The 15486-nt window shown below is 69.0% G+C and carries 11 protein-coding genes; 7 read left to right on the top strand and 4 right to left on the bottom strand.

Going from position 1 to position 15486, the window contains the following annotated elements; genetic code table 11:
- The first annotated feature begins 317 nt into the window (after positions 1-317).
- The 3 genes from ltrA (at position 318) to HNR67_RS32540 (ending at position 7241) form a co-directional block, all read left to right on the top strand.
- Positions 318-2087, top strand: coding sequence for a group II intron reverse transcriptase/maturase (ltrA, locus tag HNR67_RS32550; protein WP_185005084.1), 1770 nt, complete (start codon positions 318-320; stop codon positions 2085-2087).
- 188 nt (positions 2088-2275) lie between these two features.
- Entirely contained in the window at positions 2276-3130 is an 855-nt protein-coding gene (locus HNR67_RS32545) for a glycoside hydrolase family 6 protein (protein WP_246492647.1), read from the top strand.
- Between the two features lie 268 nt (positions 3131-3398).
- Positions 3399-7241, top strand: coding sequence for an nSTAND1 domain-containing NTPase (locus tag HNR67_RS32540; protein WP_185006075.1), 3843 nt, complete (start codon positions 3399-3401; stop codon positions 7239-7241).
- Here HNR67_RS32540 and HNR67_RS32535 read toward each other — a convergent pair.
- Positions 7231-8547, bottom strand: a complete 1317-nt coding sequence (locus tag HNR67_RS32535; RefSeq protein WP_185006073.1) for an MFS transporter — start codon at positions 8545-8547, stop codon at positions 7231-7233. The genes HNR67_RS32540 and HNR67_RS32535 overlap by 11 nt on opposite strands.
- Positions 8548-8644: 97 nt before the next feature.
- Between HNR67_RS32535 and HNR67_RS32530 the strand changes: the two genes are divergently transcribed.
- The 4 genes from HNR67_RS32530 to HNR67_RS32515 are packed head-to-tail and all read left to right on the top strand — an operon-like array spanning position 8645 to position 11930.
- The gene (locus HNR67_RS32530) at positions 8645-9403 is read left to right on the top strand and encodes an IclR family transcriptional regulator (RefSeq protein ID WP_185006071.1); all 759 of its coding nucleotides are present in this window, start codon (positions 8645-8647) and stop codon (positions 9401-9403) included.
- Positions 9403-10605, top strand: a complete 1203-nt coding sequence (locus tag HNR67_RS32525) for a CaiB/BaiF CoA transferase family protein (RefSeq protein ID WP_185006069.1) — start codon at positions 9403-9405, stop codon at positions 10603-10605. Before HNR67_RS32530 ends, HNR67_RS32525 begins: the two co-directional genes overlap by 1 nt.
- Positions 10602-11396: a citryl-CoA lyase gene (locus tag HNR67_RS32520; protein WP_185006067.1), complete on the top strand. Its 795-nt coding sequence runs from the start codon at positions 10602-10604 to the stop codon at positions 11394-11396. Before HNR67_RS32525 ends, HNR67_RS32520 begins: the two co-directional genes overlap by 4 nt.
- A gap of 18 nt (positions 11397-11414) precedes the next feature.
- Positions 11415-11930 carry a GNAT family N-acetyltransferase gene (locus tag HNR67_RS32515; protein WP_185006065.1) on the top strand — a complete coding sequence of 172 codons (516 nt, stop codon included), beginning with the start codon at positions 11415-11417 and terminating at the stop codon, positions 11928-11930.
- On the opposite strand, the gene HNR67_RS46465 is transcribed toward HNR67_RS32515, so the two are convergent.
- From HNR67_RS46465 to HNR67_RS32500, 3 genes are read right to left on the bottom strand one after another with little or no spacing between them, the layout of a single operon-like run.
- Complete coding sequence (locus tag HNR67_RS46465; protein WP_185006063.1) at positions 11927-14194, bottom strand: tetratricopeptide repeat protein; 2268 nt, start codon at positions 14192-14194, stop codon at positions 11927-11929. The genes HNR67_RS32515 and HNR67_RS46465 overlap by 4 nt on opposite strands.
- Complete coding sequence (locus HNR67_RS32505; protein ID WP_185006061.1) at positions 14191-14442, bottom strand: hypothetical protein; 252 nt, start codon at positions 14440-14442, stop codon at positions 14191-14193. Before HNR67_RS32505 ends, HNR67_RS46465 begins: the two co-directional genes overlap by 4 nt.
- Before the next feature lie 60 nt (positions 14443-14502).
- Positions 14503-15393, bottom strand: a complete 891-nt coding sequence (locus tag HNR67_RS32500; protein ID WP_407645152.1) for an aminoglycoside phosphotransferase family protein — start codon at positions 15391-15393, stop codon at positions 14503-14505.
- Positions 15394-15486: the final 93 nt, after the last annotated feature.

Below are 15486 nucleotides of genomic sequence, written 5' to 3'. Positions count from 1 at the left end.
GGCCCCGGGGTTAAGAGGGTGCCCTACCCCAATCATGTCTTGAAGGAGTGGAACGTGGAAACCCCGATGGAGTCCGGGAACAACATGCCGGTAGGCCAGAGGCGACAACGGCTTAATTCTCCAGCGGGAACAGGATGATCCGAGAAGCAAAGGCCGGTAGGGCGAAAGCTCAGGGGAAACCGGGAGCAGCGGCGGCTCCGCCGTCCCGCATAACCCGCCGGATACGGGCGGATGCCCGGCCCGAAAGGGAGCAGACGCGGATCAGGTAGGCCCGTGAAGACCACCTGTCAGGAAGTCGGAACCGAGGGACAAGTTAGATGCCGAAACAGGCGGGAGCGACCGCCGAGGCGGCGCCTCTGCCAGCATCGGTGAACGGACCCAAGGACTACGCTCGGCAATGGCACAGCATCGACTGGGCTAGAGGCGAAGCGCGAGTACGGCGACTGCGGCAGCGAATCTTCAAGGCCGCGCGGGAACAGGACCTGTCCAAGGTCCGGAACTTGCAAAAGCTTATGCTGCGGTCACACTCGAACACACTTGTCAGCGTGAAGAGGGTGACTCAGTTGAGCACCGGCCGACGAACGGCGGGCATAGACCAGGAGACGGCACTGACTCCGACGGAGCGGGGACGGATGGTGGCGAAGATCGCTGCTGATCCGCTGTCTCGTGGAGCCCGCGCGGTCCGTCGCGTGTATATTCCGAAAGCGAATGGGAAGCAACGCCCCCTGGGGATTCCCGTGCTGCTCGACCGCGCACGTCAAGCGCGCGCCAAGAACGCACTGGAACCCGAGTGGGAAGCCCGGTTCGACGAACGAACCTACGGTTTCCGCCCTGGGCGAGGCTGCCACGACGCGGTCGAGGCCATCTTCAACACCTGCGGCACGAAACGAGCCAAGAGGGTGTGGGTTCTCGACGCCGACCTGTCAGCCGCGTTTGACCGCATCAGCCATGAACACCTGCTCAGAGCCATAGGATCGTTCCCCGGTCGGGGGCTGATCCGAGCCTGGCTTCGAGCGGGAGTCATGGAGAACGGCCGGTTCTCTCCCACCGAGGAGGGGACGCCGCAGGGTGGCGTTATCAGTCCTTTGCTCCTCAATATCGCGTTGAGCGGGATGAGCACGGCCGTCGGCGGCCCCAGCAATTCCGAGTCCAGCTGGGCGCGGCGGGGCAGGCCGACGCTGGTCAACTACGCCGACGACTTCGTGGTGCTTTGTCACAGCGAAGCGGAAGCGTATGGGATCAAGGAGTCGCTGGCGCGATGGTTTGCTCCCAGAGGGTTGAATTTCAATGAGGAGAAGACGCGAGTCGTCCACCTTCGTGATGGATTTGATTTTCTGGGGTTCAACATCCGTCGCTACAACGACAAAATGATCATCAAGCCCAGCAAAGAGGCCGTCAAGAGGGTCCGGAAGAGGCTCCATGACGAGGTGCATTCCCTGCGGGGAGTGAACGCCAAGGCCATGGCGAAGAGGCTCAATCCTATCATCAAGGGATGGGCTACTTACTACCGGACGGTGGTGTCCAAGAAGACGTTCAAGTCCTTGGACAGTCATATGTACAGACTCGCTTTGAAGTGGGGAAAGCATACGCACCCGAAGAAGTCGATAGCCTGGGTTGTCTCCAGGTATTTCGGCCGGTTCAATTCACTCAGGCAGGACAGGTGGGTGTTTGGTGATCGGGAAACCGGAGCCTATGTTCACAAGTTCGCTTGGGTCAGGATCGAAAGGCACATTCAGGTCAAGGGGGACAGTTCCCCTGACGATCCGAGCCTGGAGAGATACTGGGCGAGTCGCGTACGCAAGAAGATGCCGACGACCGCGGACAGAATGTCCGTTGCGTTGGCGGACCGCCAGAAGGGGATCTGTCCGCTGTGTAAACAGCCGCTGGTCGCCGGTGCCGAGTATGAACCAGACAATGTGCGCGACTGGGCGCGATGGTTCACGGCATCCATGAAACCGCTGCAACGGCAGCGGCTCGTGCTTCGGCGGGATGGCGGCTCGGATGAGAAACCGAATCTTCGCCTTGTACACGCTGAATGCCTGCGTCAGCTTCATGCTGCGCAAGGCAGGAAGGTTGGTAAAGCATGATCCAGCGCGACCCTGGGGGCCCACTTGAGCCGTGTGCCGCGACGAGTGGCACGCACGGTTCTGAGGGGGGACCGCCGCAGCAATGCGGCGGTCCTACCCGACTGTCGTGGACCGCCCGGCTGGCCCTGTCCGCAACCGCCCTGCTCCTGGCCACCGCGTCACCCGCGTTCGCGGCCAACCCGATCGAGTTGACCAGCGGCTTCTACGTCAACCCCAACTCCACCCCAGCGGTGTGGGCCCGCAACAACCCCGGTGACGCCCGCGCCGCGCGCATCCAGTCCGCGATCGCCAACCGACCGATCGGTAGGTGGTTTGGCGCCGACGCCAACATCGGCGCCACCGTGGCCAGTTACGTCGGTGCGGCTGACAGTCACGACAAACTGCCGGTGCTGGTCGCCTACCATCTGCCCGGTAGGGACGCCTGCGGCGGCCACTCCGGCGGCGGCGCGGGCAACCCGGCCGCCTACCGCACCTGGATCTCCAGCCTGGCCGCTGGGATCGGCGGCAAACCCGCGGTGGTGGTGATCGAACCGGACGCGCTCGGCGATTTCGAGTGCATGAGCGAGGCCGCCATCCGGGAACGCCTCGGCATGCTGACCTACGCCACCCAGCAGCTCCGGCAGAAGGCGCCGAACACCTTCGCCTACCTCGACGGCGGCAACGTGGGCTGGGTGCCCGCCGCCACCATGGCCGCTCGCCTGGACTCCGCCGGGGTGCGCAACGTGCGCGGCTTCGCGGTCAACGTGTCCAACTACTACCCGACCGCCACCTCCCAGAACTACGCAGGCTCGGTGGTCGCCGCCCTGGGTTACCCAGCCAAATTCGTGATCGACACCAGTCGCAACGGCAATGGCCACAACGGGCAGTGGTGCAATCCACCCGGCCGGAAACTCGGCGTGCCCGCCCAGGTCGGCGGCGGCGCGGAAATGCTGCTGTGGGTCAAGACCCCCGGCAACTCCGACGGCGACTGCGGCATCGGCCCCGGCATTCCCGCTGGCCAGTTCAGTCCCGCGCTCGCCATCAGACTGATTGACGGCACCTGAGCACTCGGCCGCCGCCGGGCCGGACAACCCCCAGCTATCCGGCTCGGCGGCGACCCCCCACACACGCATCCACCAACAGATGGCTGTCTCAGCCCGCCCGGCGCTGACAGCCTCGCCCCCTGCGGATGACGCGTGTTCCTGTGAGTTGCCGCATCCCGCTGCTGAATGCGACAGGGTGATGTCTAATGCCTTCGGGTTGTCCGGTGTCACGACGGTGGGGGTCGTACAACAGGCTCCGGACAACGCGGCCACCTGCTGGGGGACCTGCATGCCACGCACCGAACAGCCGCTCGGCTCCGGCGATGACGCGCTGACCAGCTTCGCCCGCGACCTCCGTGCCCTGCGCGCGGCCGCGGGCAGCCCGACCTATCGGGAACTCGCCCGCCGCTCGCACTACTCGGCCACCACCCTGGCCGACGCCGCAGGCGGCAAACGACTGCCCAGCCTCGCCGCGACCCTGGCCTTTGTCCGGGCCTGCTCGGGCGATGCCGGGGAATGGGAATCCCGCTGGCACCGGGTCGCGGCCGAGTTGGCCCAGCCCGATGCGGAGTCGGAAAAGCCGCCGCCGGTGGAAACCGACGCGCCCTATGTCGGCCTGGCCGCCTTCCAGGCCAATGACGCGGACCGCTTTTTCGGCCGTGCCGAGATTGTCGGACAACTCATCGACCGCCTGGCGCAACGGCGATTCCTGGCCGTCTTCGGCGCGTCAGGGGCCGGGAAATCCTCGCTGTTACGCGCGGGACTGATCGCCACCGTTGGCAAGGGGGAGAACCCGCAGCCGGTGCTGTTGATGTCGCCGGGCAGACAGCCGGTGGAGGAATGCGCGGTGCAACTGGCCGCGCTCACCGGCGAATCCGCGGCCGTGCTGCGCGCGGAGTTCGGCCGCGGCGCCGAACACCTGCACCTGCGGGTCCGGCAGGCCCTCGCCGACCGGGAGGGCGTCGAACTGCTGGTGGTGGTGGACCAGTTCGAGGAGGTCTTCACCCTCTGCCCGGACCCGGCCGAACGCGAGCTGTTCCTGGCCATGCTGTTGCACGCGGCCAGTGCGCCGACCAGCCGGGTCCGGGTGGTGCTTGGCGCGCGCACCGACTTCTACACCCACTGCGCCGCGCACGCCGGACTGGTCGAGGCCATCCAGGACGGGCAGGTGTTGCTCGGCCCGATGACCACCGAACAACTGCGCGAGGCGATCACCCGGCCGGCCATGGACCGCGGTTACCGGTTGGAGAACGCCCTGGTCGCCACCGTGATGGCCGAGACGGCCGGGCAGCCGGGAGTCTTGCCGCTGGTCTCGCACGCACTGCTGGAGACCTGGCGGCGCAGGCACGGCACCACGCTCACCTCGGTCGGCTACCAGGCCGCCGGCGGGATCGCGCACGCCATCGCGCGCACCGCCGAGGGCAGCTACGCCGGGTTCGACCAGGCCCAGCAAACCGTGGCCCAGCACCTGTTCCTGCGGCTGACCGCGCTCGGCGAGGGCACCGAGGACACCAAACGCCGCCTCTACCACCGGGAACTCGACGACCACCCGGACACCGCGCACGTGGTGGCCGCACTGGTCCAGGCCCGCCTGGTCACCGCCGACCAGGACGGCCTGGAGATCAGCCACGAGGCCCTGATCCGCTGCTGGCCCCGCCTGCACGACTGGCTGGCCGCCGACCGCGAGGGCCTGCGCACGCACCGCTTGCTCACCGAGGCCACCGACACCTGGGAATCCCTGGACCGCGATCCGGCCGCGCTCTACCGCGGCGTCCGGCTGGCCCAGGCCAGCGCCTGGGCGGCGGGCAACGGGACCGCGATGACCGTGCGGGAGCGGGAGTTCCTCACCGCGGCCGAGCACGCGCGGGAGGAGGAGGCGGCAGGGCAGCGGCGGCGGACCCGGCGGCTGCGCCAGCTGGTGGCCGCGGTGGTCGCCTTCGCGATCCTGGCCTCCGCCACCGCGATCGTGGCCTTCCAGCAACGGGCCACCGCCGAACGCCAGCGCGACGACGCGAGTTTCCGGCACGTGCTGGCCGAGGCCGACCGGCTCGCCGCGAGCGATCCCTCGCTGTCCGCGCAGCTCAACCTGGCCGCGCACCGGCTGCGCCCGCAGGATCAGAGCGTGCACACCCGGCTGGTCGGCACCCGCAACACCCCGTTGGCCGAAAGCCTGGCCGGGCACGTCGGCGAGGTGTTCCAGACCGAGTTCAGCCCGAACGGCAAGGTGCTGGCCACCACCGGTGACGACGGCACGGTCCGGCTGTGGGACGTCCGCGACCCGGCCAACGTGCGGCCGTGGGGGCCGCCGCTGGAAGGGCACAAGGGCTGGCTGATCACCGTGGTGTTCAGCGCCGACAGCAAGCTGATGGCCGCGGGCGGGGCCGAGGGCCGGATGCGGGTGTGGAACATCGCCGACCCGGCCGCGCCCATCCTGGTCACGAGCTGGCTGGCCGGTGACGACCGCGAGGCACGGATCAACACCTCCGCCTTCCACCCGGACGGGAAGATCCTGGCCACCGGGCACGCCACGGGCGTGCTGCGGCTGTGGGACCTGAGCGATCCGGCCAACCCCCGGCCGCTGGGCGGGCCGCGGATCGGCGCCGACGGCGAGCTGTGGGCGATGGTGTTCAGTCCGGACCGCCGCACCCTGGTCACCGCGGGCGGGGACGGCCCGATCCGGGTGTGGGACCTGACCGGTGGCGAACTGCGGGAGGTGCGCAAGCTGGCCGGCGTCAGCGTGTACACGCTGGCCTTCACCCCCGATGGCAGGACGGTGGCCGCCGGCAGCCGGGACTCCAGCGTGCGGCTGTGGCGGATCGCCGACGGCGCTCTGCTGTTCAACCTGGTCAGCGGGCACAACGGCGCGGTGTGGCGGGTGGCGTTCAACCGGGCGGGCACGGTGATGGTCACCGCGGGCGGGGGCGGGCTCGCCCTGCTGTGGAACTCCGCCAACCCCACCGCGATCACCGGTATCGGGCCGCCACTGGCCGGCACCGGCGGCACCGTCTACGCGGTCGGTTTCAGCCCGGACGGCCGCACCGTGGCCACCGGCGCGGGCGATGGCTCGGTGCGGCTGTGGTCATTGCCCGCTGAGGTGCTGATCGGGCACCAGGAGCCGGTGGACTTCGCGCTGTCCAGCCGGGATGGACGGTTCACCGTGACCGGGGCCAAGGACCAGTCCATCCGGATCTGGTCCACGGCCGACGGTGAGCCGGTGCGGACGATGGCCGAGCTGCCCGTGGTCAACACGCCGCGGCGGTGCCAGGACTGCCCGGTCTACTTCCGGCTGGCCAAGGACGATCGCCTGCTGGTCACCCTGAGCAACACCTCGCTGGTGCGGCTGTGGGACCTGACCAATCCGGCCGAACCGTCGCTGCTCAAGGAACTCAACCTGGGCACCCACTTCACCACCGGCATCGCGGTGACCCCGGACGGCCGCACCATGGCCACCAACGAGACCGACCAGACCAGCAGGCTGTGGGACATCAGCGATCCGCGTGACCCCCGGCAGCTCGGCAAGCTGGACGGACACGAGCGCGAGATCATGGTGCTCGCCTTCCGATCGGATGGCCGGCTGCTGGCGAGTTCGAGTCTGGACCGCACCGTGCAGCTCTGGGATGTCAGCGATCCGGCCAACCCGGTGCGGCGCGGCCGGTTCACCATGCCGGGCCCGGTGGACCGGCTGGCGATCAGCCCGGACGGCCGCACCCTGGCCATGTCCTACCGCGAGGACGCCATCACCCTGTGGTCCATCGCCGACCCGGCCAACCCGCGTCAGCTCAGCACCCTCACCGGACACACCAAACAGGTCACCGCGATGGTGTTCAGCCCCGACGGCGGCACCCTGACCAGCACCAGCAACGACAGCACGATGCGGCTGTGGCGGGTGGCCGATCCGGCCAACCCCAGCGCGCTTGGCGGTCCGATAAGCACCGGGAACAACGCGGGTTCGGTGCTCGCCTTCCGCGTCGACGACCGGCACCTGGTCGTCGGCGACGGCACGAACACCGCGCGGCTGCTGGACCTGGACGTGACCAAGGCGGTGGACCGGATCTGCGCCAGCACCGGGCAGCTGTCCGAACAGCAGTGGCAGCGGCACCTGCTGGACCTGCCGCGCCGCCCTACCTGTTAGTCGGCACGGCCGCGGGCGCCGGTTCGACGTGCCGGGTTTCCGGGGCCAGCGCCACGGTGACCGCGGTCAGCCCGCTCATCAGCGCCACGAACACCACCACGCCGAAGACGTTGTGGTCGAACCACAACAGCAGCGCGGTGGCCAGCAGCGGGGCCAGGCCGCCGGTGAGCACGGTGCCGATGTTGTTGGCCACGCCGACCGCGCTGAAGCGCACCTTGGTGTCGAAGAGTTCGGCGAAGAACGCGGGCTGGGAGCCCAGGATCGCGGACTGGCCGATGCCAAGGGTGATCAGCAGTGCCAGCCAGATCGCCCAGGTCTGACCGCCGTCGAGCAGCTGGAAGAACGGCCAGGCCGCGGCCAGCAGCACCAGCGCGCCGCCGATGGAGACCGGGCGGCGGCCGATCCGGTCCGACAGCGCGCCGAAGGCGGGCACGGTGATCAGCTTGACCGCGGCGGCGATGGAGATGCCGGTGAGCAGGGCGGCGGTGGGCAGCTGGCGGTCCTGGGCGTAGGCCACGGAGAAGGTGCCGAAGACGTAGAACCCGGCGTTCTCACCGGCGCCCGCGCAGATGACGATCAGCATCTGTCGCGGGTAGCGGCGCCATGCCTCCATGAACCTGCTCTGCGCCAGGCGTTCCCGCAGCGGACGGCGGACCGTGGGCGCGGGCACCCCGGCGCGTTTGAACTCCTCGGTCTCGTCGATGGAGCGGCGGATCCACAGGCCGAACAGGGTCAGCGCGGCCCCCAGCAGGAACGGCACCCGCCAGCCCCAGGAGAGAAAGTCCTCTTCGGACAGTGTCGCGGTGACCAGTGCGAAAGCACCGGTGGACAACAGGGTTCCGGTGCCGGTGCCGATCGCGGGCAGTGAGGTGAGGAAGCCGCGCCACTTCGGCGGTGAGTTCTCGAACAGGATGATCAGCGCTCCGGTCTTCTCCCCGCCGGCGGCGAAACCCTGCACGAAACGCAGCAGGGTCAACAGGACCGGCGCGGCCAGGCCGATCTGTCCGTAGGTGGGCAGCAGGCCGATCCCGGTGGTGGCCACCCCCATCAGCAACAGCGTGGCGACCAGGACGTTCTTGCGCCCCTTGGTGTCCCCGCGTTCACCGAAGTAGGCGCCGCCGAGTGGGCGGGCCAGGAAGCCGATGGCGAAGGTGCCGTAGGCGAGCACGGTGCCGACCAGTGGGTCGCTGCCGGGGAAGTAGAGCTTGTTGAAGACCAGGGCCGCGGCGGTGCCGTAGAGCGCGAAGTCGTACCACTCCACGGTGGTGCCGAGCACCGCGGCCAGGGCCACCCTGGGACGAATCATCCGGACTCCTTTGTCGAGTACCACCAGGTGGTACACTTGTGCCGCTGAGTGGTTCGGTGATGTTATGGACCCGTCCAGTCCCAGGCAAGGGGGAGTTGTGTCCGAATCCGAATCGTCCGGGGTGCGCAGCGTGCAGCGGGCGGTGGAACTGCTCGCGCTCTACGACGCCGAACACCCCAGCCGCACCGTGCGCGAGCTGATGGACGCCACCGGTCTGGCCAAGACGACCGTGGTCCGGCTGGTGCACACGCTGGAACAGTGCGGGCTGCTGTGGAGCCGCGGCGACGGGCGCACCGTGCCGGGTCCGGCGTTGCTGCGCTGGGCCGAACTGGCCCGCTCCACCTGGCAGCTGCCCGAGGCGGCACTGGCCCTGCTGGCCGGGCTGAGCCAGGCCAGCGGCGGCGAGGCGGTGCACCTGTACGTGCGGCAGCAGCGGGCCAGGGTGTGCATCGCCCGGCAGGAGGGCACCCGCACACTGCGGCACGTGGTCCTGGTCGGCGCGGAGATGCCGCTGTGGTCCGGCGCGGCCAGTCACGTGCTGCTGTCCAGGGCGGACCAGGCCGACATCGCGGCCATCGCCCGGCAGGCCCCGCACGAGAACTGGGCGCGGACCCTGGCCGAGCGGGCCCGTGCGGCCGCGCTGACCGGATGGTCGGTAAGCCACGGCGAACGCGAGGAGGGCGTGTCCGGGGTGGCCGCACCGGTGTTCGGGCGGGACGGTCAGGTGCTGGCCGCGCTCGCGCTGGGCGGTCCGACCGCGCGGTTCACCGAGACCGTGGTGGCCGGATTCGGTGCCCTGCTGGTGGATTCGGCCCGCAAGCTGACCGCGCTGGACTGCATTGGCGGGGCGGGCTGATGGCCGCGTTGCTGGCCGGGGTGCGGGTGCTGGACCTGACCACGGTGCTGGCCGGACCGTTCGCCTGCTACCAGCTGGCCCTGCAGGGTGCGGAGGTGATCAAGGTCGAGGTGCCCGGCACCGGCGACCTGGCCCGCCAGCTCGGCGCGGACCGCGGCCTCTCCGAGGACCTCCTGGGCGCCTCCTTTCTGGCGCAGAACGCGGGCAAGCGGTCGCTCACGATCAACCTCAAGGACGCCGAGGGCCGGGCGGCACTGCTGCGCGCGGTGGCCGAGGCCGATGTGCTGGTGGAGAACTACCGGCCCGGCGTGATGGACCGGCTCGACCTGGGCTGGGATGTGTTGCGGGCAGCCAATCCCGGCCTGGTCTACTGCGCGATCTCCGGCTTCGGCCAGACCGGCCCGATGCGCTCCCGGCCCGCCTACGACCAGATCGTGCAGGGCCTCAGCGGCATGATGAGCGTGACCGGCACCCCCGAGGTCACCCCGCTGCGCGCCGGCTTCCCGGTCGCCGACACCCTCGGCGGCCTGGTCGCCGCCTACGCCGTCACCGCCGCGCTGCTGCGCCGGGAACGCACCGGCGAGGGCGCGTTCCTGGACGTGTCCATGCTGGAGTCCGCGCTCACCGCGATGGGCTGGGTCACCTCGAACTACCTCATCACCGGCCACAACCCCGAGCCGATCGGCAACGAGAACTTTACCGCCGCCCCGTCGGGCACCTTCGCCACCGCCGACGGCCACCTCAACATCGCCGCCAACCGCCAGCAACAGTTCGCCACCCTGTCCCGACTACTCGGTCGGGAGGATCTATTGAGTGACAACCGTTTCACCCACCCGGTGGACCGCAAGGCACACCGAGAGCAACTCCGCACCGAACTCGAACCCGCCCTCGCCCAACGCACCGCCAAGGAGTGGGAGGAGATCCTCTCCGACGCCGGGGTGCCGGCCGCCCGGGTGCTGTCCGTGCCGGATGCCCTTGGCCTGGAACAACTCGCGGCCCGCGAGTTCGTGCACCGGCTGCCGTTCCCGGACGGCCGGGACCGCGCGCTGGACGTGCTGGGCAGCCCGGTCCGGGTCGACGGCGAGTCCGCCCGCCCGCTGTCCCCGCCGCCACTGCTGGGCGAGCACACCCGGGAAGTGCTGGCGGAACTGGGCTATCCACCCGAGGAGATCGACCGGCTCCGAGAGCGAGGCGCGGTATGAGCGGCGAACACAGCCCGGTCACCGACTGGTGGTCCACCGCGATCACCCGCATCCGCCCCGGCGAGATCCTGCTCCGCGGCTACCCCGTCGAACAACTCATCGGCCGGCTCACCTTCACCGACCAGATCTGGCTGATGCTGCGCGGCGACCTGCCCACCCCCGCCCAGTCCCGCCTGCTGGAAGCGGCCCTGGTCGCCGCCGTCGACCACGGCCCGCAAGCCCCCTCCATCGCCGCCGCCCGGATGGCCGCCACCTGCGGAGTCGGCCTGAACTCGGCGGTGGCCACCGGAGTCGGCCTGCTCGGCGACGTACACGGTGGTGCGGGCCAGCAATGCGTCCACCTGCTGCACCGCGTCATCGCAGGCGAAAACCCCACCGACCTGGTCGCCCTGCACCGCGAAGCCGGGAAACACCTCCCCGGCTTCGGCCACCGCTTCCACCCACACGACCCCCGCCGCGACCCACTGCTGGCCCAGGTCCAGTCCGCCGTCGACGCGGGCGAGGTCCCCGGCAACGCCCTCGCCGCCGGCCTGGCCCTGGAAAAAGCCCTGGCAGCAGGCAGATCCAAACCGATCCCGATGAACATCGACGGCGCCACCGCCATCATCTACGCCGAACTGGGCTTCCCAGCCGAACTGGCCCGCGGCCTGTTCCTGCTCTCCCGCAGCGTCGGCATCCTGGCCCACGCCTGGGAGGAAAAAGAAGGCGGAGCCCGCATCAAGGGCCCCCTGCCCAAACCCTTACTGGCCGGTTACCACGGCAAGCCGTACCGTGATCTTGACCGACCCTGACCCCGACAGGAGCAGCCCGTGGACCCCTTGGCCTGGCCCCTCACCCTCACCGGCCACGGCCTGGTACTCCGCGAATGGGACGACGCCGACCTGGAAGTGATGGCCGACCTCCTGGACCACCCCGAAATCCACGAGAACACCCCCATCCCCAGCCCCTTCGACCCGGCTGACTACCTGGCGATGATCCGCCGCACGCGCGCCGAGGACAATCGGCTGCACCTGGCGATCACGACGGATGGCAAGGCGGCGCTGGGGTTGGCTTTTCTGGCGCCGAGTCGGGCTGAGGCGGGGTATGTGGTGGGGCCTGCGCATCGGGGGCAGGGGTTGGCGGTGCGGACTACTCGGGTGTTGACGGAGTTTGGGCATGATGTGTTGGGGTTGAACGAACTCCGGTTGCGGATCAATACGACGAATGAGCCGAGTAAGGGGGTTGCTCGGTCGGCGGGGTATCAGTTGGCGCCGGGGGAGCCGGAGCGGTTGGAACGGGATGGCGAGGTTGTGTTCCTGGAGATCTGGACCCACCAGGCGGACTAGAGCTTCCCTCGGATGTCGGTCAGGATCTGGTTCGCCAGCGCCAGATAGCCGGCGTAGCGCTGCGGGAGCTGCCCGGCCAGCAACCGGCAGAGATCAATCGCTTCTGTGGCGGCGGTGAGTGCTATGGGCAACTCGAGTGAGGTGATGACCCTGGCCTGGGCAAACATGATCAACGAGGTCGCCAGCTGGGGCAGGTAGGCGTCGCTGTTGCTCACCACGAGCTGCCGGTACAGCTCGACGGCCTCCGCACTTGCTGCGAGGGCCTCCTCAGATCGGCCAACCTCCGCCAGGTTGGTACCAAGGCAATACATCGACCGGGCAAGGCCATGGAGATGGGCAGGGTTGTCGTGCGCCAGCCTGCGGTAGATCGAGATGGATTCCTCGATGTGGGCTAGTGCCTCCTGGACCCGATCCACATGGGAAAGACTGACGCCAAGGCTTCCCAGACCACTAGCGAGGTCGGGCAGGAAGCTGCCAGGATCCTGTTCGGCCAGCTTACGATAGATCTGGACTGATTCGGCGGCCGCGATCAACGCCTCGGGTAGTCGCCCCGCAACCGACAGATCGACGCTGTGGCTGCTCAATGCCGTCGCGAGTGCGGTCAGGTAGATATCGGGATTGATGTCCGCGACCTGTTTCAGGATCGTCACCGCCTGTTCGCTGGCGGCCAGGGCCTGCTGATCCAGCCCAACTGTCATCAGCCCAGAGCTGAGCCGGTTCAGTGTGCAGGCATACCAGAAGTACTCCTCGTCGCTTGCACCCTCGCCGGGTGTTGTCTCGGCGACCAGCCGGGTCGAGATGGCCAACGTGACATTTGCCCGTGCCACGGACAAGTCCAGGGAATCCAGGACGTAGTCGATGTTCTGGAGGTCAGCGAGGTCGAGACCATTCGGTCGCACGGCCTGGAGGATCTCCGCCTCGAACCGCCGTGGCTCGGCCAGGATCACCGGCAGCAAACAGGTCTGCGGCTGCCGGACCACCAACTCGCCCACCGCTTGCTCGACCCGGCGAATCGCAACCAGGTCGGCTCGCGGTGTGGACAAACATCGCAACAACAACCGGACCGGCTGCTCATCGTTGCCGCACAAGGCAACCGCGGCCTCAACCCAATCCCCATCGGACACCGAACCCGCTGCCACCGCCAGCACATGCGTATCTGCCAACCGATCCGGACGCGGCGGCGCCCAAACCCCACCCGCTTCATCCGGATACAACCCACCCAACACCCGCGCAACCTTCGCGAGATCAACCTCCTCCAGCAACGGCAACGCTTCCAACGCCGTCACCGCCTCAACCAAGGTGCCCGCCGGAACCAGATAAGCCGCCAGCAACATCCAGTCAAGATCAGCCGCCGACACCACAACACCCTCGGCACGCAACACCTGCCGCACATGCCGCCGTTCATGCGCAAGGACATCCGCCACCGGATCATCCGGCACCCCGCTCCGCACCGGCGACTCAGCATCAAGCACCTGAAGCAACGCATCAGCGTACAAATCCAACGTCGTCGTACACCGCCGCTCATGCCACGACAACTCAGGCACCGCACGCCCCAACCGATCCGAAAAACACCGCGCCGCCTCACCATGCACCGCGCGAACCCGATCCGGCGGCAACTGATCAGTCAACGACCCCAACGGCAACGCCACCGGATCCACCATCCCCGACCACGCGGGCTCATCCACCAGATCCCGCCACCACCCACCCTCATGTCGCGCCAGCAACAACACCCGCACCCGAGGCGACCGACGCACCAAGTCCGCCAACCGATTCAACGTCAGGGCCTGGTTCTCCGCGTAATCCAGCACCAGCAACGTATCCACCCGCTGCACCGGCTTACTCCCCAGCGCCGCCTCGATCTCCGGCCACCGCGTCCCAGCCGCGTCCAGGAACCCCGCCAGCCACCCCAACTCCCGCAACTGCCCGGTGAGCTGCCGCCCCAACTGCGTCTTGCCCTGCCCACCCCGCCCACACACCAACCGCAACCGCGACCGGCCCTGCTCGACACACCACCGCCGCAACTCGTCCACCTCCGGCCGAGGCTGCACCGGCACGATGTCCGCGTCCGGCCGCAACCACGTCGTCGGCCGCCCCAGCGGCACCGGCGGGTGGGTGCCGAACAGCATCCGGGCGGCCGCACTGACTCGCCGCGGTGGACTGATCCGTGGTGGCTCCTCGCCAGCGGCGTAGTGGTTGACGATGTCGCGTCCGGCTTGCTGGATCCGGGAATGGCCGGACCCGAACGCGAACTGCCGGTCGGTCACCGCGGTCCCTGGATGATGTCGCGTCCGGCCTGCTGGATGGTGGCGTGGTCGGCGGCGATCGCGGTCTGGCCACCGCCGGTGGGCGCGGGTCGCTGGGTCCACCAGGCCACTCCGGCGGCGGCCAGGGTGCACACACCGACCGCGACCCAGGCCCACCAGTTGGACTCCAGATCGGTGGCCACGTTGACGCTGATCCCGACGCCGGTGGTCACCAGGGCGGTGACCAGGGCGAACAGTAGTTGGCGCATGCCGCCTCCTTCCTGCCTCGGCAGGAAAGTCCACCGGCGGGCACTCAGCGTTACGGTTCGTTACTCTATCGCAGCATCCGCCAGGATCTCCCGGAGCACGTGCCGGGAGCTGGCCACCAGGGCTGGGTTGGTGTGCAAGTAGTACGGCAGCTGGATCAGGGAGATCGACAGCGCCCAGCCCCGGCCACGTGCCCAGGTGGCCGCGTCCACGCCCGTCGCCGTCCGGAACTCCTCGCGCACGCTCGCGGGTAGCAGGTTCCAGGCCGGGAGCAGGTCCACCGCCGGGTCGCCGGTGCCCGCTGCGCCGAAGTCGATCACGCCGCTGAGGCGGCCCTGGTCGTGTAGGACGTTGCCGGGGGAGAGGTCGCTGTGCAGCCAGACCGGGGCGCCGGTCCAGGCCGGGACTCGCAATGCCTGCTCCCACAACGCGGTCACCGCGGGTACGTCGATCTCCGCGTCCAATTGGGACAGTGCGTGCCTGGTTGGTTCGTCTCTTGTGGACAGTGCGCGGCCGCGGGAGCAGGGTGGGCCGTCGGGGGCGACTCGGTGCAGGGCGGTGATGAACTCGGCCAGGTCGGTGGCCAGCCGTGCGGGATCGTCGAGCTGGTCGACGGTGGGGTTCTCGCCGTCCAGCCAGCGGAACACCGACCAGTGCCAGGGGAAGCCGGTGCCGGGTACGCCGTGGCCGAGGGGGACGGGGACCGGGGTCGGGAGTTCGGGGGCCAGGCGGGGGAGCCAGCGTTGTTCGAAGGCGACCTGGCCAGCGCTGCCTGCGATGCGGGGCAGGCGGACCACCATGTCCGGGCCCAGGCGGAACATCGCGTTGTCGGTGCCCGCCGAGGCCAGGCGGGACAGCGGGAGGTCGGCCCAGTGGGGGAACTGCTCGGTGAGCAGGTTCCGGACACTGGTGACGTCCAGTTCGACCTCGTCGGCGTGCATCTTGGTGACCACAGTGGACATCCTGGCCGCCGGGGCCTTGCCGCGCCGCCGAATAAAACCGGGGCCGGGTGGCGGGGGAGGGCCCCGCGCACCCGGCCCCGGCCG

This window comes from Crossiella cryophila (assembly GCF_014204915.1).
GTDB classification, from domain to species: Bacteria; Actinomycetota; Actinomycetes; order Mycobacteriales; family Pseudonocardiaceae; genus Crossiella; species Crossiella cryophila.
Note: the sequence above shows the minus strand (reverse complement) of the source record. Positions and strands in the feature narration are given on the sequence as shown.

What these genes read in the sequence shown, in the direction of transcription:
- ltrA (WP_185005084.1), top strand. Translation starts at nt 318, where the DNA reads ATGCCGAAACAGGCGGGAGCGACCGCCGAGGCGGCGCCTCTGCCAGCA.
- HNR67_RS32540 (WP_185006075.1), top strand. Translation starts at nt 3,399, where the DNA reads ATGCCACGCACCGAACAGCCGCTCGGCTCCGGCGATGACGCGCTGACC.
- HNR67_RS32535 (WP_185006073.1), bottom strand. Translation starts at nt 8,547, where the DNA reads ATGATTCGTCCCAGGGTGGCCCTGGCCGCGGTGCTCGGCACCACCGTG.
- HNR67_RS32525 (WP_185006069.1), top strand. Translation starts at nt 9,403, where the DNA reads ATGGCCGCGTTGCTGGCCGGGGTGCGGGTGCTGGACCTGACCACGGTG.
- HNR67_RS32520 (WP_185006067.1), top strand. Translation starts at nt 10,602, where the DNA reads ATGAGCGGCGAACACAGCCCGGTCACCGACTGGTGGTCCACCGCGATC.
- HNR67_RS32505 (WP_185006061.1), bottom strand. Translation starts at nt 14,442, where the DNA reads ATGCGCCAACTACTGTTCGCCCTGGTCACCGCCCTGGTGACCACCGGC.